We start from the raw sequence: 18,522 nt of genomic DNA, 5'->3' as shown, positions 1-18,522 counted from the left end.
ATTTCCAGATACCAAAACGCCGCTCGATTGAGCGGCGCTTCAGTTTATCGCAACGAGTCAGTCACGCACGTAAATGATTTCCGGACCGTCTTCGTCATCCACATCTTCTTCGTCCCAATCATCGTCGCCGATGTCGTGGACCGACTTCACGCCACTGCGACGCAGAGCGCGCTGATCATCCAGCGCCTGCAACTGAGCACGCGCTTCATCTTCGATGCGCTGATCGAGCTCCGCCAGCTCTTCGCGGTAGGCCGGGTCATTGGCCAGGCGATCGGCACGATCTTCCAGGTAGCGCATGATGTCGCGCGTCAGACGCTCGGTACCTTCTTTGGCGATCGCCGAGATCACATAGACCGGACCAGTCCACTCCAGGCGCTCAACGATTTCCTTGACCCGCTCCTCGTGCTCTTCTTCGAGAATCTGGTCGCACTTGTTCAGCACCAGCCAACGATCACGCTCAGCTAGTGACGGGCTGAACTTGGTCAATTCACTGACGATCACTTCAGCCGCATCGGCAGCACTGGTTTCATCCAGTGGCGCCATGTCAACGAGGTGCAGCAGTAGACGGGTACGGGACAAGTGCTTGAGGAAACGAATCCCCAGGCCGGCGCCGTCGGAAGCACCTTCGATCAGACCCGGAATGTCCGCCACCACGAAGCTTTTCCAGCGATCGACACTGACCACACCGAGGTTCGGCACCAGCGTGGTGAACGGGTAGTCGGCAACTTTCGGCTTGGCGGCCGACACCGAGCGGATAAAGGTACTCTTGCCGGCGTTCGGCAAGCCCAGTAGACCCACGTCTGCCAACACCTTCATTTCCAGCTTGAGGTCACGCTGCTCGCCCGGCTTGCCCGGCGTCGTCTGGCGCGGCGCACGGTTGGTACTGGATTTGAAACGGGTGTTGCCCAGACCGTGCCAGCCACCATGCGCAACCATCAGTTTCTGGCCAGCCTTGGTCAGGTCACCAATGACCTCCTGGGTGGCCGAGTCGATCACCGTGGTACCTACCGGCACGCGCAGGATCAGATCCTCACCCTTCTTGCCGGTGCAGTCAGTGCTGCCACCGTTCGAACCGCGCTCGGCGTCGAAATGACGGGTGTAGCGATAGTCGACCAGGGTGTTCAGGTTTTCGTCGGCGACCATGTAGACCGAACCACCATCACCACCATCACCGCCGTTTGGACCACCGTTTTCGATGAACTTTTCGCGACGGAAACTCATGCAGCCATTGCCGCCGTCACCAGCCTTTACTCGAATGGATACTTCATCAACAAACTTCATAACAAAACGCCTCTCGCCATACGGACGAGCCGAAAAAAACAAGACATAAGACTCTTGCAAAGATGAGCGCAGCGACCTCAAGCACAACCGCGAATCCAGCTGCTTTCACTCATCACAAACAGCTTTGCAAGAGACTCACCCCACAAACGAAAAAGCCCCGTCGCGAGACAGGGCTTTTCCAGCGATCGCGCAATTAAGCTGCGACTACGCTCACGTAACGGCGGTTGAACGCGCCCTTTACTTCGAACTTGATCACGCCTTCGATTTTAGCGAAGAGGGTGTGATCCTTACCCATGCCAACGCCGTAGCCAGCGTGGAATTGGGTGCCGCGCTGACGCACGATGATGTTGCCCGGAATGATTTTCTGGCCGCCATACATCTTCACGCCAAGGCGTTTGGCTTCTGAGTCGCGACCGTTACGGGTACTACCACCAGCTTTTTTGTGTGCCATGAGTCAATTCTCCTAGTGAGGAATTAGGCTGAAATTAAGCCTGAATACCGGTGATTTTGATCTCGGTGTACCACTGGCGGTGGCCCATACGCTTCATGTGGTGCTTACGACGACGGAACTTGATGATGCGGACTTTATCGTGACGACCTTGGGAGATCACTTCAGCCACAACGGTAGCGCCAGCAACAACTGGAGCGCCGATGTTCACGTCATCGCCATTGGCGACCAACAGAACGCGATCAAAGGTAACGGATTCGCCAGTAGCGACTTCCAGTTTTTCGATCTTCAGGTATTCACCTGGGGCGACCTTGTATTGCTTGCCACCAGTAACAATTACTGCGTACGACATGGTATTTCTCCGATAATCCTGCTCACCCAGCTCTTTATAAGAAGAGGTATTGGCTGGCATGGCTGCATGGGATGGACGTCCCGAATGCAATTGCGTAAGGCAGGTGCTGCCCAGGAAGTTCAGGGTGCGCGATTGTACGCAAGCCACGAGCGCCTTGCAAGGGGCCGTCCATCGCGCCTTGACACCTGCTGGCGTGGGTCCTAGCATGCCGCGCAACCCTTATGGAGCAACTGTCGCTGATGCAACCCCAAGCTTTCTACCGCGCGGTGGCGGACGATTTTAGCGCCGTCGACGGCATCATCAAGAAGCAGCTGACTTCCCGAGTGCCGCTGGTATCGAAAATCGGCGACTACATCACTTCGGCTGGCGGCAAGCGCCTGCGTCCGTTACTCGTGCTGCTATGCGGCAAGGCCCTGGGTCGCGAAGGCGACGACATGCGCCTGCTGGCCGCCACTATCGAGTTCCTGCACACCGCTACCCTGCTGCATGACGACGTGGTCGACATGTCGGGCATGCGCCGTGGCCGCTCGACGGCCAACGCCATGTGGGGCAATGCCCCAAGCGTGCTGGTAGGTGACTTCCTCTACTCGCGCTCGTTCGAGATGATGGTTGAACTGGGCTCGATGCCGGTGATGAAGATTCTCTCGCAAGCCACGCGGATCATTGCTGAAGGCGAAGTACTGCAACTGTCCAAGGTTCGCGACGCCAGCACCACCGAAGAAACCTATATGGAAGTCATCCGCGGCAAAACCGCGATGCTCTTCGAAGCCTCGACCCACAGCGCGGCTGCACTGGCCGGCGCCACCGCCGAGCAGAGCGAAGCCCTGCGCACCTTTGGCGACCACCTGGGCGTCGCGTTCCAACTGGTCGACGACCTGCTGGACTACCGTGGCGACGCTGAAACCCTGGGCAAGAACGTCGGCGACGACCTGGCCGAAGGCAAACCGACCCTGCCACTGATCTACACCATGCGTGAAGGCACACCGGAGCAAGCGGCCCTGGTGCGCAAGGCGATCCAGAAAGGCGGCATCGAAGACCTGGAAAGCATCCGCGCTGCCGTGGAAGCCTCGGGCTCGCTGGAGTACACCGCACAATTGGCCCGTGATTACGTGGCTCGGGCAATCAAGTGCCTGGACGCGCTGCCTGCCAGTGAGTACCGCGATGCCCTGGTCGAACTGAGCGAGTTTGCGGTCGCCCGTACGCACTGATAACACTGCAGCCCCCTGCTCGCGATAGCGTTTCTTCGGCCAACGATGTGTTGCCTGATATTCCGCTATCGCGAGCAGGCTCGCTCCTACAGTTACATCCCCAGCGCCACCCCACTCTTGCCTAAAACCCTATACAATGTGCGCCCTTTAATGATCCTAATCTCAAGGAGCTTTAGTGAGCACGTTGCCACCCTGCCCGAAATGCAATTCCGAATACACCTACGAAGACGGCGCCCAGCTGATCTGCCCGGAGTGCGCCCACGAGTGGTCCGCCAACGGCGAAGCCGAGGCGGCGTCCGATGAAACCGTGAAAAAGGATTCGGTCGGCAATGTCCTGCAAGATGGCGACACCATCACTGTGATCAAGGACCTCAAGGTCAAGGGCACTTCGCTGGTGGTCAAGGTCGGCACCAAGGTCAAGAACATCCGTCTGTGCGACGGCGATCACGACATCGACTGCAAGATCGACGGTATCGGCCCGATGAAACTCAAATCCGAGTTCGTCCGCAAAGTCTGAGCCTGCTGCATGCCATTGCGTACCTGGTGCGCGATGGCACTCCCCGCTCCACGCCCAATCATGGCAAAACGCTAGCCGTTTTGATCCTCAGCAATGCCCCGTACAAAAACCGCAGAAACTGCCAATAGGCACTTGCTATTAATTGAATAAGAATTATTCTCATCAAACCACTGACATGGAGATGAGCATCATGACTTACTTGATCGATGCATGGCTGGACCGCCCGCACCCTTACCTCAGAATCCTGCATCGGGAAACCGGAGAAGTCTGCGCGGTACTGGAGGAAGAAGCCTTGAGTGAACTGCAGGATCAGGGTGACCTGGACCTCAATGGCCTGAGCTCAAGCGAGCCGGTTGTGCTCAAGGAACTAGTGCGCAACCTGTTCCTGTTCTGCTACGCCCGAGCCTTGCGCCCGGCGCACGAGCTGACCCACAAGATCGAAATATGAGTCACATAAAACCCTGTAGGAGCTGGCTTGCCAGCGATGCGGTTCAGACTTGAAACCGTGCAAATGCAATCGCGAGCAGGCTCGCACCTACAGGGTCAGGCATTACAGAACGTCCAGCAGCTCGACGTCGAACACCAGAACGCTGTGCGGCGGGATGCTGCCAACGCCTTGAGCGCCGTAGGCCAGTTCGCTCGGCACGTACAGGCGCCATTTGCTACCGGCGTTCATCAGTTGCAGGGCCTCGGTCCAGCCGGCGATCACGCCACCTACCGGGAATTCCGCAGGCTGACCACGATCGTAGGAGCTGTCGAACACAGTGCCGTCGATCAGAGTGCCGTGGTAGTGAGTACGCACGGTGTCTTCACGCGATGGCTTGGCGCCTTCACCGGCGGTCAGCACTTCGAATTGCAGGCCGGAAGCCAGAGTGGTGATGCCGTCACGCTTGGCGTTTTCAGCCAGGAATGCCAGGCCTGCACCGGCAGCCGCTTCGGCTTTGGCGGCCGCTTCGGCTTGCATGATTTCGCGGATGACCTGGAAGCTGGCGGACATGGCTTCCTGGCTAACGCGGCTTTCCTTGCCGGCGAAAGCGTCGGTCAGACCGGCCAGGATCGCGTCCAGGCTAACGCCCGGTGGCGGGTTGTCGCGCAGTTGGTCGCCCAGCTGACGGCCAATGCCGTAGCTGACGCGGGTTTCGTCGGTGGACAGATTTACTTCGGACATGACACTGCTCCGCTGTGCGGACGGCCCGAGACAATGCCGTGCGTGCACAGCGCATCCCGGAACGCCCGGAACCAAAAGGGCGAGCAGACTAGCACAGAAGCCGTTGCCGTGATCAGGGCGCGACTTGTATCAGACCGAACGAAAAGCGATGGGCACCTTGAGGCTTTCCTCGTCGCTCTGGACCAGGCCACACATCTCGTCATGCACCAGGGTGTGAACCAGGTTGAACGGCAGGACTGGAAAACTCTGCAGCGTTTCCCTTGCATGCTCCACCGAGCGTATTTTCATCATCTGCCCATGGGCATCGCTCAGAGGAACGGCCGCACCGTGCATGCGCGCCTCAAGCAAGTAGATCCCGCCCTCCATGGAAATCAGGTTCAGCTCATCGACCTTCCCGGCGATGGCATAGGCGTTCAACTCTTGCAGATTCATGAGCACAGCCCTCGCAATGGCGAACCTGGACCCTTACAGGGATAGGCTTCGGCACGTAAAAGCACAAGCCATAAACGCCGCCGCCCGTCCGTTTCACAACGGGCGGGCGGCGAGGTGCTGCGATGCGGACGGCAATCAGTGCTTGGTCAGCTTGTCCAGGTAACCCATGGCGAACGCGGAGATGACGAAGGTCATGTGAATGATCACGTACCACTTCAAATGCTCGGGATCGACGTTCTTGGCGTCCATGAAAATGCGCAGCAGGTGGATCGAGGAGATCGCCACGATCGAAGCTGCGACTTTCATCTTCAGCGAAGAAGAATCCATGGTTCCCAGCCAGTTGAGCTTCTCCTTGGTTTCGTCGATGTCCAGTTGCGACACGAAGTTCTCGTATCCGGAGATCATCACCATCACCAGCAGGCCGCCTACCAGCGCCATGTCGATCAGCGACAACAGCACCAGGATCAAGTCCGACTCGGCCATCGAGAACACGTTGGGGATAACGTGGAAGACTTCCTGAAAGAACTTCAGGGCCAGGGCCAGCAGGCCCAGGGACAGGCCGAAGTAGATCGGCGCAAGCAACCAGCGCGAGGCGTACATTGCGTTTTCGATAAAGCGTTCCATTGAATCTCACACCAGGGCTGGAAATGGCGGCGAGTATATCAGCCGCTCAAACCACCATAAACCGCAGCCCCTCATCACTCGACGCTCTGCTGGAGGGTTTTCTGCTAGTGTCCAATGGGTTGGCACCCGCGTGCGCCGTAAAGGAATGCTGGAAATGGATGTGCGATTGTCCCTGACAACTTTCGGCCTTTGCCTCGTGGCACTCCTGACTGGCTGCTCGCCTGGCGAGGACAAACCACCCGCCCAAAGCCTGGAAGACAAAACTGCACAGTTCGAGAAGTCGCTGGATGCGATAACCGACCCCAAGCTCAAGGACGCTATTTCCAATCTTGGCGGCTCGCTACTGCTGCTTGAGCGGGCCCAGCAGAAGCTCGCCGTCAAGCCGGTCGACACCGAGTACGGCGACGATGCCATGGCGCTGCTCAGGCATTACGCCAGCCCCCAGGCACTGGTCGATACCTATATCAATGGTCTGTTCGTGTTACGCAAGGACTCAAACTCCGACTACCTGACGGACCTGCAGCCAGTCTTCCCCTTCAATTTCAACATGCCCGCCGAGTTCCCTTTTCCCCATGGCCTGGAATGGCAATCGGTGTCATTAAGCAACAAGAAAGTCATCGCGTTTCAACCTGAATGGTCGGAAAACGATCCCGGCATCCAACTGAGCCCTTCCAGCTCCAACCTGACCGCTCCGGATGACCTGACGGTCGCCTACCCCTTCATTGAAGGCCTGGAGGTCGCCAACAGCAGCCAGCCGCAACCACAGAGGTTGCAGGGCAAAGTCGAAGTCATTGCCCCGCACAAAGTCGTGACCTTCAACCTGACAAGAAAAGACGCCGGGAAAACACGTACCGAAGACAACATCAGCGTCACCCTGCTGGCCCTGGAGAACAACTACGCCGAAATAAAAATGCGTAACAGCGCCGCGCTGGCGCCGGAGGTTAGCGATACCCCTCTTAACCCGCTGATCGTCCAGGCCAAAGATGAAACCGGGCAATTTCTCGCACGCGCCGGCTCGATCAATCAAGACGCAGCGCAAATCGCCTTCTACGAAAAACAGCTGGCCGAGATGCAGCAGCAGTCCGCCTGGAGCGACGCACTGGAGAAGCAACTCAATGACCAGTTGCAGACGTTTGAGGGCCAACAGCATGACCACTACACCAAGGTCTACTTCAACGGTTCTATCGATGCGCTGGAAGTCAATGTCCTCGACTTTTCGGCGGTGACGGTGACGCGCAAGGACCTCGATTTGCCCGTACGGCGCTTCGACCGTAATACCCGCGACAAAACCATTCAGAGCCTTGACCTTCCGGTGGTGGTCTATGACGACCAGGCCAGCCGCTGGCTCAAGGGCGCCAACCTGGAAGCGGAGCAACTGAAAAACAGCATTCGCATCAGGCAATCGGTAGAAGACGCCACCGCAGCGCGAATCGAGTTTGAGCACCCGAAAAGCTTCAACGACGAACTGCTTGGTAACGCCTTCAACCCAGGTGATACACCTCTGACCTTCTTCACCGAAGGCGAAAACGGTCAGCGTGGCGAGCCCATCGAACTGCCCTCCCAAGCCTACGAAATTGATCCGCTGCGCGCGACCGTCACCTACGACCTGACCTTATTCCCGGATACGCCCGCCTACGCCGTTGGCTCGATGCCTCTGTTTCTTGCCGACATCGAAAAAAACACCCTCGACGTTGGCAAGCTGCCCAAGGGCCTCGAAATCCGGGGCAATGCCCTGCTGGTTGAGCAAAAGGTATTTCCTGCGCAGGACTGGCGCTTCTTCGCCACGGACGAGAGCGGGAATTATCTGAAGGAGATACTCACAGTCAGCCACGACGCCGGCACAGACGGACAGGCACTGCTGGACGTGCATTATTTCTATGGTCGGCCGACGCGACTGGAAAGTTACCGACGCACCGACCTGCAGACGATCGAATATGGATTCGAGGTCAAGCTCGATAAAGCCACGAACCCCGATTCCACAGAGTGAATCTAGTGCCTGGGGCCCAAATCGAAGCGCTCCGGAGTGCGTCGTCCGCCGTTGATTTCCCGCAGTTGGGCCTGTAGGTGAAGGCTCCATATTTGGGGATCATCGGCCAGTTGATAGCCATGCATCGTCAGGCTCTCAACAATGGTGTCGAGGATCGATTCGGCCACGAAGGGACCATGAAACGGGCCCTGAGCCTTGATGGCTGAAGGCTGCTCGCCCGCCATTCCTGCGGCAAACAGCAGCGTCCACATACCGGTGTCGCCGGCGAGCGGACGCACGCTGCATTCAATTCGGGTAACCAGGCCCAGACATTGCCGGGTCAGGCAGAGGTTGCGCGACATGGCGGCGACCCTCGGTAGCTCCGGTGTTCAGCCTCCAAGAGAAGACTGGCTCGATCCAGTGATGACTGTCGATGTCCTTGGACTGAGCATAGAAGAAAAGTCGAATCAGCAAGTTGAGCGCGTTCAAGCAGGCGCCGAATGGTCGTTGCTGTTTTTTTGACGTCACCTGATCGGCAAAAAAGACTGCTATTTCTGGCACACGGCTAGAGGGCGTGCCGAGGGAGGGAACGCAGGCGCCGGATCATCGACGCCTGCGGGTCAGACCTGAATCAGGCTGGTTTGGCGGCTGTCAGCGCCTCCTGGGCCAGCTCCTTTTCCGCTTCCTTCAAATCATCTTCACTGATCATTTCCGCGATCACTCGCAGGCGCTCCACGACCCGTGCGTTAACGCTGCCTTCCGGGAACTGCCCTTCTTCATCCGGCTCACCGGCGGGCTCGCCCACTAGCAGGCTTAGCGCTTCATCCGCCTGACGCACCGCGTACACGTGGAACTGCCCGGCACGCACGGCCGCCAGAACCTTTTCATCGAGCATCAGCGTGGCAACGTTTGCCTGTGGAATGATCGCCCCCTGCTCCCCGGTCAACCCGCGCGCCTCACAGAGACGGAAGAAGCCTTCGATTTTCTCGTTGACCCCGCCCACCGCCTGCACCTCACCGAACTGATTGATCGAACCAGTGATGGCGAAACATTGCTTGAGCGGCGTTTTCGACAGCGCCGAAATCAAGGTGCACGCTTCACCCAGCGAAGCACTGTCGCCGTCGACGTAACCGTAGGACTGCTCCAGCGCAATACTCGCCGAGATGGCCAGCGGAAACTCCTGGGCGTAACGACTGCCCAGGTAACCGGTAAGGATCATCACACCCTTGGAGTGAATCGGCTGCCCGAGGTTGACCTCACGTTCAATGTCGACGATGCCGCTGCCGCCCGGGTAGACCGTGGCGGAAATCCGCGCCGGCACACCAAAGGCCGAGTCGCCCACTTCCAGCACCGTCAAGCCGTTGCACTTGCCCACGGCCGCACCGGCAGTATCGATCAGGATGATCCCGGCCAGCATGTCATCGAGAATCCGCGCCGAGACCCGGCCGGTGCGCGTGGCCTTGGCCTTGAGCGCCCGCTCGATATGACCGGCATCGGTCATTTCGTCGCCCGCCAGGTGGCGAATGAAATCCGCCTCGCTGACCAGCTGGAACAGGTCGCCGATACGCGCCGACAAACGCCCCTGGTGTTCGGCAAGCCGAGCACTATAGGTCGCCAGGCGCGCCACCGCATCGGCGGTCAGCGGTGCCATGCCCTCTTCTGATGTCCGCGTCTTGAGCAACTGGGCGAACTGCTCCAGGCTTTCGTCGACCATTGGAATGTCTTCGTCGAAGTCCACCAGCACGCGGAACATCTCCTGGAAGTCCGGATCCAGGTCTTGCAGGGTGTAGTACAGCTGGCGGGCGCCGATGATGATGACCTTGACCTGCAGCGGTATGTGCTGCGGGGTCAGAGTCACGGTGGCCAGGCGACCCAGCTCACCGAGCGGCGATTCCATTTTCAGCTTGCGCGATTGCAGGGCACGCTTGAGTGCATCCCACACGAACGGCTCGCCGAGCATTTTTTCCGCTTCCAGGATCAGGAAGCCACCGTTGGCACGATGCAACGCCCCCGGACGCAACTGCCGATAGGTGGTGTAGAGCGCTCCCTGATCGGTGCTGTACTCGATGCGGCCGAACAGGTTCTCGTAAGTCGGGTGCGGCTCGAACACCACCGGTGCGCCACCACTGGCCGAATGCCCGACTACCAGGCTCGGCGCGTATTGCTCTTCGAGCATCTTGCGGGCAACCGCGTCGGTTTTGCTGTCGTCGACCAACTGCTCGACCACGGTTTTCAGCAGGTACACCTGCATGGCTTGCAGGTAACCGCAGACCGCGGCGTTCTCTGCGTACTTTTCTGACAGGGGTGCAAGCAACGGTTGCAGGGCTAGGGTGATGGTTTCTTCGTTGAGATGACGCATCTGGTTGCTGGATTCACGCTTCCACTGCGGCAGGCTGGCCAGTTCTTCGTTGAGCCGCTCCTCCAGGCCCGAGATGTCGTCGTGGAAACGTTCACGCACCGCTTCCGGCAACTGCGCGAACTCGGCTTCGTCCAGCGCCTTGCCTTCGCTCATTGGAGTGAAGGCGATGTTGCTGCTGTCACGATAGAGCGCAACTTCCTTCTCCAGCGCCAGGCGCTCGATCACGTCCAGTGCTCGGTCATAACGCTGGTTGAAGGCGCGGTCGATGGCGCTTTTCTTTTGCTGGTAGGACGGATGCTCGAACACCGCTGGAAAAGTTGCCAGCAGGTTGTCGATCAGACCGTTGATGTCAGCGATAAATGCACCGGCAGTGCCGGATGGAAGTTCCAGGGCACGTGGCTCCCGGGGCTCATCGAAGTTGTTGACATAGACCCAGTCCGCCGGGGTCTGCAGGCGCTTGCCTTCGGCCTTCAGGTAGCGTTTGACGAACGAGAATCGGCCGGTGCCGGGTTCACCCATGACAAACACGTTGTAACCGGGGCGTGGCATGGCCACGCCGAACTGCAAGGCCTCGACCGCACGTTCCTGGCCGAGCACACCGCGAAAAGGCTCCAGATCATTGGTGGTAGAGAAGCTGAACTGTTCAGCGGAAAACGGACGGGTCAGCGCTTCTGGCGCTAGACGCAAGCTGGCAGCAACAGGATCAGGCATCGGGCTTCCTTACTTCAGGCGGGGCAGTGGAAAGCATTCTGGCGCTGCCTGTACCTGACTGGCAAGGCGCGTCATGGTAAAAGCATAGCCAAGGGCCTAGCCTCGCTCGGACGCAGGCTAAATCAATGGATTTTCGCAATATTTAGCAAAAATCCACGGAACCTGCGGAACGCGCCTAAACTCCAAACTGCGCGGCTGGACTAATAACCGGCCCACTGATGCCAAATTGGCCTCAGACCTCCTGTCCATTGGTACGCACAAAAGAGAACAAAGCTATGAAACGGATTCTTCTTGGTACTCTCTTCACCGTTGCATCCCTCAACGCCATGGCCCAGGCGCCAGGCGGTCCGGATTGCGGTTGGGGCAACATGCTGTTCGAAGGACAGCGTGGCACCCCGGCGCACTTCCTCGCTTCCACCACCAACGGCACCTCCGGTAACGCCACCTTCGGCATGACCTCCGGTACCAACGGCTGCGCGACCAATGCCGCGCTGACCTATGGCGGCAAGTCCTGGTTCGCCATGAACGGCATGATGAACGAACTGTCGGAAGACATGGCCAAGGGTCAGGGCGAAGCACTGACCACCTACGCCGTGGTTCTGGGCGTCGCACCAGAAGACCGTGCGCACTTCGCCGCCGTGACTCACGAGCACTTCCAGCAGATCTTCAGCAAGGCTGACGTCACTGCCGAAGACGTGCATACCAATACCCTGGCCGTGCTCAAGGGCGATGCTCGCCTGGCCAAATACGCCACCCCGGCTTAAGCTCGACCCCGCCCGCCCTGTCACCGGGGCGGGTTTTATTTTTTTGACCTGACTGTATTCGGTCTTTATTTTTTCGACTCAAGTTGCCCACCATGCTCAAACGCCTTGCCTGTCTGGCGCTGTTTGTCTGCGCCCCGCTGTCCGCCGCGCCTCATGTCGACAACCAACGTTTGCAGCAACTGGCCAACGACCCGTTCTGGATTTCCCTGGGTCACTACGAAACCGCCAAGCTGGGCGGTTGGCGCAGTTACATCAGTGACAAGAAATTCTTCCTCGCCGCTGACGGTGCCGAACACCCCGATGCCGAACTCGCGGCCACGGTCCAGGCGCTGTATGCGCCGGCCAACCTGGGCCAACAACACGCCCAATGCGTCTATCCGGCGCGCACTCGCTGGCTGCAGGCACAACTGAAGCTGGACGACTTACCGGCAGTCGACTGCAGCGAATTCAAGCAATGGTTCAAGGACGTCTCGCCCCACAGTGCGGTGATGATTTTCCCGGCGGCCTACCTCAATAGCCCCTCATCGATGTTCGGCCACACGCTGCTGCGGATCGATCAGGCCGATGTGCAGAGCGACAACACCGCGCTACTTAGCTACGCGATCAACTTCGGCGCCTACATCGAAGGTTCGGACAACAGCATTCTCTATGCCTGGAAAGGCTTGATGGGCGGTTATCCCGGCCTGTTCGCGCTGGTGCCCTACCAGGAGAAACTCTCGGAGTACCGCAGCCTGGAAAACCGCGACCTCTGGGAGTACCGACTGAACCTGACCCAGGTCGAGACCGAACGCATGGTCGAGCACGTCTGGGAACTCAAGCAGATCCAGTTCGACTATTTCTTCTTCGATGAAAACTGCTCTTATCGTCTGCTGGAGCTGCTGCAAGTGGCTCGGCCAGGCCTGAAATTGACCGAGCAATTCCCGCTGACCGCGATTCCCACCGACACCGTCAAAGCCGTCAAGGACGCTGGGCTTGTCGAGAAGATTGATTACCGGCCGTCTCGGGAGCGGGAGTTGTTGAGTCGCGCCGAGCCCCTGTCCGACGCCGAGCAGCAGTGGGTACTGAACATCAGTGCCGACCAGAAACAACTGCAGGCCCCCGCTTTCACGGCCCTGCCACGGGATCGCCAGGCCCTGATCATCGATGCCGCCTATCGCCTCGAACGCTACCGTGCCAACGGTCAGGAACGCGACCCCGCGCGGGCGCAGCGCAGCTTCGAGTTGCTGCGGGCAATCAATCGCAACCCGGCACCGGAACTGTCAATCGAACGTCCGGGACTGCCGGAAGAGGGTCATGAGTCGCGCACCTGGCAAGCCGGCATCGGCACCCGCGGCGACCAGGCCTTCGGCGAGTACGGCCTGCGCATGGCCTACCACGACCTGAATGACAACGCCGAGAGCTTCCCGCTGGGTGCGCAGATTGAAATCCTGCAAATGAAACTGCGCCAGTACGAAGGCAACCAATGGCAGTTGCAACAGCTGGACCTGGCGACCATTCGCTCCCTGACCCCGCGCAACGAACTGCTGCAACCCTGGTCGTGGCAGGTGACTGGCGGCCTTGAAAGGGTGCCGGGCAAGCACGATGACGAAACCCTGGTCAGCCACGTCAACGGCGGTGCCGGTGGTACCTGGCAACTGGGTGAAGATGTATTGGGTTTTGCCCTGGGCACCGTGCGGGTCGAGCACAACAATGATTTCGCCGAGTTCATCTCGCCCGCCGCTGGCTTCAACACCGGCGTGCTGTGGCGCAACCCGCTGGGTAATCTGAGCCTGGAGGCCAAGGGCGACTATTTCACCAATGGTGAGGTGCGCCGTAGCTTGAGTCTGAATCAGCAGTGGGAACTGTCGCGCAACCTGGGCCTGCGCCTGAGTGCCCAACGCGAATTCAGCCACATCGCCTCGGCCGAGAACGAGGTGATGCTGGAATTGAAGTGGTATCACTACTGACGCTGAACGCTTCCTCCACCTGGCTTTTGCGGTAGATCACAGAATCGACATCCGCCGCGAAACCCTTGCAGGAGCTGGCTTGTCGGGCCGCCGCATCGCAGCGAAGGCAGTGGGTCAGCCACCAATGATGGTGGATTTATGCGCCCCATCGCTGGCAAGCGAGCCCCTACAGGCGTTTGAGATCCATCGTTCAACACGCCCATCACACGTCTTTCACAATCACCTCACAAGCCCAATCGTAGTCTTCGGCCATTAGCCGCAAAAGCGGTTCGGGAGTCGACGATGTGGCGTTGTTTCGCAGTGCTTAGTGTCCTGATGCTGATTGGCGGATGTCAGTCCACCCATGAAGAGCTGCTCGCCAAAGGTTATCCACCGGCCTTCGCCGACGGCTTCGACGACGGTTGCAGCAGCGGTCGGCAGGCTGCCGGGGCCATCAACGGGACATTTCGCAAAGACGTCCCGCGCTATCTGGAAGATGCCCGCTACGCCGAAGGCTGGAGCGATGGCTTTCACCAATGCCAGGCCATGCGCGAAAGCCAGGATCGCGAGTCGTATCAAAGCCGGCATCTGGATGAACGCGAACGCGCCTGGCAGCAAGAGAAGGATCGGGACACCGCGCGAGCTTATCGCTCGCAGTAGGTCGCTTTCGGATAACCCGCGAAACTAAAAGCCTGCCAGCATGGCCTAAACCCCATACAGGGAGAACCGCCATGAGCCGTGCTTTCGTCAATGAAGATAACGCCGCCGCGCAAGCGGACCAGCCCGTTGAGCGCCAGGTCAGCTCGCAGCCCAATTACGTGACACCCGCCGGCTTGGCGCTGCTGCAGGACAAAGTCGCCGAGCTGCAACAGCTGCACAGCGCTCAGTCGGCCCTTGGTGAGCAGGCCGACAAACAGCGCCTGGCCGATCTCGAGCGCGACCTGCGCTACTACAATCAGCGCCTGCAGAGCGCCCTGCCCGTGCCGCCGGCCACCTCGACAAAAAAGGTGCAGATAGGCAGCTGGGTCACTTACGCCGACGCACAGAACACCGAGCGTCGCGTGCAATTGGTCGGCGAAGATCAGGCCGCAGCCGCCAAAGGCCTGATCAACTGGAGTTCGCCGCTGGGACGTGCGCTGCTGGGAGCACAACTGAATGACGAAGTGCTCTGGCAGCGACCCGCCGGCGATCAGTTGATCGAGGTGATTCGCATCGAGGCGAGTTAGACCACGCCTTGCGCCAGCATGGCATCGGCGACTTTGACGAAGCCGGCGATGTTCGCGCCCTTGACGTAGTTGATCCGGCCATTCTCCTCGCCGTAATGCACACAGGCGTGGTGGATCGACTGCATGATGTTGTGCAACTTGCTGTCAACCTCTCCGGCAGTCCACAGCAGGCGCATGGCGTTCTGCGACATTTCCAGGCCGCTGACCGCAACGCCGCCGGCGTTCGAGGCCTTGCCCGGTGCGAACAGGATCCCGGCCTCAATGAAGATATCCACAGCCGCGAGGGTCGTCGGCATGTTGGCGCCTTCTGCCACGCAGATGCAGCCGTTGCGCAGTAGCGTGCGCGCAGCCTCGGCATCCAGCTCATTTTGAGTGGCACACGGCAGTGCGATGTCGCACGGCAGATCCCACGGGCATTGGCCAGCACGGAATTCCAGGCCAAAACGGCTGGCCAATTCACTGATCCGGCCACGCTGGACGTTTTTCAGTTCCAGCAACGCCTGCCATTGCTCCTCGGTGAGTCCCGCTTCGCAGTACAGCGTGCCTTCGGAGTCGGAAAGCGAAATCACTTGGCCGCCCAGGTCCATGACCTTACGCGCCGCATACTGCGCCACGTTGCCGGACCCGGAGATCGCCACACGCTTGCCCTGGACCTTTTCGCCACTGCGCTTGAGCATTTCTTCGGCAAAGTAGACGCAGCCAAAACCGGTGGCTTCCGGACGAATCAGGCTGCCGCCGTAGCTCATGCCCTTGCCGGTCAGCACGCTGGTGAACTGATTGCTCAGACGCTTGTACTGACCGAACAGGAAGCCGATTTCACGGGCACCGACACCGATATCGCCGGCTGGTACATCCACGTCCGCACCGATGTGCCGATACAGCTCGCTCATGAAGGCCTGGCAGAAGCGCATGACTTCCGCGTCGCTTTTGCCTTTGGGATCGAAGTCCGAACCACCTTTGCCGCCGCCCATGGGCAACGAGGTGAGGGAGTTCTTGAAGGTTTGCTCGAAGGCGAGGAATTTCAGCACGCCGAGGTTGACCGACGGATGGAAGCGCAGGCCACCCTTGTACGGGCCGATGGCGCTGTTCATCTGGATGCGGAAGCCGCGATTGACCTGCACGACGCCATGATCGTCGACCCAGGAAACCCGGAACACCACCGCCCGCTCCGGCTCACAGATGCGCTCCAGGATACCGGAGGTCAGATAGTGCGGATTGGCCTCAAGAAAAGGCCACAGGCTACGCAGGACTTCCTCCACAGCCTGATGGAATTCAGGCTGGTCAGGGTCGCGTTTTTTCAGGCGCGCAAGGAAGGATTCGACGGATTCGATCATGGAAAAGTCTCGGCAAATTTATTGTCGTTGGAGAGATTGAGCCGGACTGTAACAAACGAAAGTGGCACTGTAACAGCGCAAAATGTCGCATTGATGAAATTAAATGGTGCACAGGATATAAATTAACCGCATTTTTTGAGTTTTATGCACCAGAAAAGAGATTCTCAGTCTGAATTCTGCACCATCCAATACACCCTTATCGCGGACAAGCCCGCTCCCACAACGGGAAATGGAGTTGGACTGTGGGAGCGGGCTTGCCCGCGATCAACTCACTGCCGTCTCAACTGAAATCCGCCAAAAAAAAGGAGCCCGAAGGCTCCGTTCTGCTTAGCAAACCAACCAGAAATCAGGCCAGTTTCTTGTGACGCACTCGGTGCGGTTGGGCTGCAGCTTCGCCCAGACGCTTTTTACGGTCCGCCTCGTACTCGGTGTAGTTACCTTCGAAGAACACCGCTTGCGAGTCGTCTTCGTAGGCCAGGATGTGCGTCGCCACGCGGTCCAGGAACCACCGATCGTGAGAGATCACAATGGCGGCGCCCGGGAAGTCCAGCAGGGCTTCTTCCAGGGAACGCAGGGTTTCGACGTCGAGGTCGTTGGACGGTTCGTCGAGCAGCAGCACGTTGCCGCCCTCTTTCAAGGTCAGAGCCAGGTGCAAGCGACCACGCTCACCACCGGACAGGTCCTTGACGAACTTCTGCTGATCGCCGCCCTTGAAGTTGAAACGACCGACGTAGGTACGCGACGGGATTTCATAGCTGCCGATACGGATCTGGTCGGAACCGTCGGAGATTTGCTGGAATACGGTCTTGCTGCCATCCAGGTCTTCGCGGCTCTGATCCACACAGGCCAGTTGCACGGTTTCACCGACTTCGATGCTGCCCGAGTCCGGTGTCTCCTTGCCCATCAGCATGCGGAACAGCGTGGATTTACCCGCCCCGTTACCACCAATTACGCCGACGATGGCACCTTTAGGCATGGAGAACGACAGGTTGTCGATCAGCACGCGGTCGCCATAGCCCTTGGTGACGTTCTTGAATTCGATGACCTTGTCACCCAGGCGCGGACCGGCCGGGATGTAGATCTCGTTGGTTTCGCTGCGCTTCTGGAATTCCTGCGATTGCATCTCTTCGAAGCGTTGCAGACGAGCCTTGGATTTCGACTGGCGGGCCTTGGCGCCTTTGCGCACCCACTCCAGCTCTTCCTTCATGGCTTTTTCGTGAGCCGACTGCTGCTTGGATTCAGCCGCCAGACGGTCGGACTTGGCTTCCAGCCAACCCGAGTAGTTGCCTTCGTAAGGAATGCCCGCGCCGCGGTCGAGTTCCAGGATCCAGCCAGCAACGTTGTCGAGGAAGTAACGGTCGTGCGTGATCGCGACCACAGTGCCCGGGAAGTCGTGCAGGAAATGCTCCAGCCAGGCCACGGAGTCGGCGTCCAGGTGGTTGGTCGGCTCGTCGAGCAGCAGCATGTCCGGGGCGGACAGCAGCAGGCGGCACAGGGCCACACGACGCTTCTCGCCACCGGACAGGTGTTCGACTTTGGCGTCCCAGGCTGGCAGACGCAGCGCATCGGCGGCGACTTCCAGCTGGCGCTCCAGGTTGTGACCGTCGCCAGCTTGCAGGATGGCTTCAAGCTTGGCCTGCTCTGCCGCCAGCTTGTCGAAATCAGCGTCCGGTTCGGCGTAGGCCGCGTAGACCTCATCCAGGCGCGCCTGAGCGTCCTTGATCACGCTGACCGCTTCTTCGACCACTTCACGCACAGTCTTGGTCGGATCGAGAATCGGTTCCTGCGGCAAATAACCGATGTTCAGTTCCGGCATCGGGCGCGCTTCGCCCTCGAACTCAGTGTCGACGCCAGCCATGATTTTCAGCAGCGTGGACTTACCCGAACCGTTGAGGCCGAGTACGCCGATCTTCGCGCCAGGGAAGAACGACAGAGAAATATTTTTGAGGATTTCCCGCTTCGGCGGAACAACTTTGCCCAGCCGATGCATGGTGAAGACGTATTGAGCCAAAATGTGCACCTAGCGTCAGTAACGATTGAATAAAGCGGGTCAAGCCCGTGCAGGCCATGCGCGGCGCGGGCATGGACCGGGGTCAATGCCTGCTTGCGGTAAAAAAGCCTGAATTTCTGGGGCTGGAACGCCCTGCGTAACCGGCAAAGCTACCTCAATGCAGCATACCCGTCCAGCCGCGCAGGGCTGGCACTTT

At 59.1% G+C, this 18,522-nt stretch carries 19 protein-coding genes; 9 read left to right on the top strand and 10 right to left on the bottom strand.

The features are described from left to right. Positions 1–57: 57 nt before the first annotated feature. The 3 genes from cgtA to rplU all read right to left on the bottom strand — a co-directional run bounded on the left by cgtA (position 58) and on the right by rplU (position 2,081). On the bottom strand, positions 58–1,281 hold the full coding sequence (gene cgtA, locus NR126_RS14590) for an Obg family GTPase CgtA (protein WP_027617847.1): 1,224 nt from the start codon (positions 1,279–1,281) through the stop codon (positions 58–60). A 193-nt stretch (positions 1,282–1,474) separates the two neighbouring features. Next, a complete protein-coding gene (gene rpmA / locus NR126_RS14585) occupies positions 1,475–1,732 on the bottom strand; it encodes a 50S ribosomal protein L27 (protein ID WP_003176049.1) in 258 nt (85 codons plus the stop codon). Between the two features lie 34 nt (positions 1,733–1,766). Then, the gene (gene rplU, locus NR126_RS14580; RefSeq protein ID WP_007950961.1) at positions 1,767–2,081 is read right to left on the bottom strand and encodes a 50S ribosomal protein L21; all 315 of its coding nucleotides are present in this window, start codon (positions 2,079–2,081) and stop codon (positions 1,767–1,769) included. 239 nt (positions 2,082–2,320) lie between these two features. On the opposite strand from rplU, the gene NR126_RS14575 reads away from it, so the two are divergent. From NR126_RS14575 to NR126_RS14565, 3 genes are all read left to right on the top strand, one after another. Next, positions 2,321–3,289, top strand: a complete 969-nt coding sequence (locus tag NR126_RS14575; RefSeq protein ID WP_027617846.1) for a polyprenyl synthetase family protein — start codon at positions 2,321–2,323, stop codon at positions 3,287–3,289. A gap of 175 nt (positions 3,290–3,464) precedes the next feature. Further along, a complete protein-coding gene (locus tag NR126_RS14570) occupies positions 3,465–3,806 on the top strand; it encodes a zinc ribbon domain-containing protein YjdM (RefSeq protein WP_027617845.1) in 342 nt (113 codons plus the stop codon). A gap of 190 nt (positions 3,807–3,996) precedes the next feature. Continuing rightward, complete coding sequence (locus NR126_RS14565) at positions 3,997–4,254, top strand: hypothetical protein (RefSeq protein WP_027617844.1); 258 nt, start codon at positions 3,997–3,999, stop codon at positions 4,252–4,254. Between the two features lie 102 nt (positions 4,255–4,356). Here NR126_RS14565 and NR126_RS14560 read toward each other — a convergent pair whose 3' ends face one another. From NR126_RS14560 to NR126_RS14550, 3 genes are all read right to left on the bottom strand, one after another. Next, the gene (locus NR126_RS14560; protein ID WP_027617843.1) at positions 4,357–4,974 is read right to left on the bottom strand and encodes an FKBP-type peptidyl-prolyl cis-trans isomerase; all 618 of its coding nucleotides are present in this window, start codon (positions 4,972–4,974) and stop codon (positions 4,357–4,359) included. Positions 4,975–5,103: 129 nt separating this feature from the next. Further along, a complete protein-coding gene (locus NR126_RS14555; protein ID WP_027617842.1) occupies positions 5,104–5,406 on the bottom strand; it encodes a DUF6482 family protein in 303 nt (100 codons plus the stop codon). A 135-nt stretch (positions 5,407–5,541) separates the two neighbouring features. Continuing rightward, complete coding sequence (locus NR126_RS14550) at positions 5,542–6,030, bottom strand: TIGR00645 family protein (RefSeq protein ID WP_027617841.1); 489 nt, start codon at positions 6,028–6,030, stop codon at positions 5,542–5,544. A 154-nt stretch (positions 6,031–6,184) separates the two neighbouring features. On the opposite strand from NR126_RS14550, the gene NR126_RS14545 reads away from it, so the two are divergent. After that, positions 6,185–8,017 carry a hypothetical protein gene (locus NR126_RS14545; protein WP_027617840.1) on the top strand — a complete coding sequence of 611 codons (1,833 nt, stop codon included), beginning with the start codon at positions 6,185–6,187 and terminating at the stop codon, positions 8,015–8,017. 2 nt (positions 8,018–8,019) lie between these two features. Here the strand turns inward: NR126_RS14545 and NR126_RS14540 are convergent, their stop codons facing one another. Continuing rightward, entirely contained in the window at positions 8,020–8,358 is a 339-nt protein-coding gene (locus NR126_RS14540; protein WP_027617839.1) for a hypothetical protein, read from the bottom strand. Between NR126_RS14540 and NR126_RS14535 the strand changes: the two genes are divergently transcribed. Next, complete coding sequence (locus tag NR126_RS14535; protein ID WP_155953788.1) at positions 8,357–8,518, top strand: hypothetical protein; 162 nt, start codon at positions 8,357–8,359, stop codon at positions 8,516–8,518. The genes NR126_RS14540 and NR126_RS14535 overlap by 2 nt on opposite strands. 109 nt (positions 8,519–8,627) lie before the next feature. Here NR126_RS14535 and NR126_RS14530 read toward each other — a convergent pair whose 3' ends face one another. Next, positions 8,628–11,066 carry a Lon protease family protein gene (locus NR126_RS14530; RefSeq protein WP_027617838.1) on the bottom strand — a complete coding sequence of 813 codons (2,439 nt, stop codon included), beginning with the start codon at positions 11,064–11,066 and terminating at the stop codon, positions 8,628–8,630. A 275-nt stretch (positions 11,067–11,341) separates the two neighbouring features. On the opposite strand from NR126_RS14530, the gene NR126_RS14525 reads away from it, so the two are divergent. The 4 genes from NR126_RS14525 to NR126_RS14510 all read left to right on the top strand — a co-directional run bounded on the left by NR126_RS14525 (position 11,342) and on the right by NR126_RS14510 (position 14,981). Then, on the top strand, positions 11,342–11,830 hold the full coding sequence (locus NR126_RS14525) for a DUF3015 domain-containing protein (protein ID WP_027617837.1): 489 nt from the start codon (positions 11,342–11,344) through the stop codon (positions 11,828–11,830). Positions 11,831–11,922: 92 nt separating this feature from the next. Then, positions 11,923–13,776, top strand: a complete 1,854-nt coding sequence (locus NR126_RS14520; RefSeq protein WP_027617836.1) for a DUF4105 domain-containing protein — start codon at positions 11,923–11,925, stop codon at positions 13,774–13,776. Between the two features lie 282 nt (positions 13,777–14,058). Beyond that, positions 14,059–14,415 (top strand): hypothetical protein, encoded by a 357-nt coding sequence (locus NR126_RS14515; protein ID WP_027617835.1) that lies wholly within the window; start codon positions 14,059–14,061, stop codon positions 14,413–14,415. Positions 14,416–14,486: 71 nt separating this feature from the next. Next, the gene (locus tag NR126_RS14510; protein WP_027617834.1) at positions 14,487–14,981 is read left to right on the top strand and encodes a GreA/GreB family elongation factor; all 495 of its coding nucleotides are present in this window, start codon (positions 14,487–14,489) and stop codon (positions 14,979–14,981) included. On the opposite strand, the gene gdhA is transcribed toward NR126_RS14510, so the two are convergent. Further along, positions 14,978–16,315 carry an NADP-specific glutamate dehydrogenase gene (gene gdhA, locus NR126_RS14505; RefSeq protein WP_027617833.1) on the bottom strand — a complete coding sequence of 446 codons (1,338 nt, stop codon included), beginning with the start codon at positions 16,313–16,315 and terminating at the stop codon, positions 14,978–14,980. The two genes, NR126_RS14510 and gdhA, sit on opposite strands and share 4 nt — an antisense overlap. A 346-nt stretch (positions 16,316–16,661) precedes the next feature. Then, the gene (gene ettA, locus NR126_RS14500; RefSeq protein ID WP_027617832.1) at positions 16,662–18,326 is read right to left on the bottom strand and encodes an energy-dependent translational throttle protein EttA; all 1,665 of its coding nucleotides are present in this window, start codon (positions 18,324–18,326) and stop codon (positions 16,662–16,664) included. Positions 18,327–18,522: the final 196 nt, after the last annotated feature.

The organism is Pseudomonas sp. Pse1, from assembly GCF_024519635.1.
Classification (GTDB): domain Bacteria; phylum Pseudomonadota; class Gammaproteobacteria; order Pseudomonadales; family Pseudomonadaceae; genus Aquipseudomonas.
Note: the sequence above shows the minus strand (reverse complement) of the source record. Positions and strands in the feature narration are given on the sequence as shown.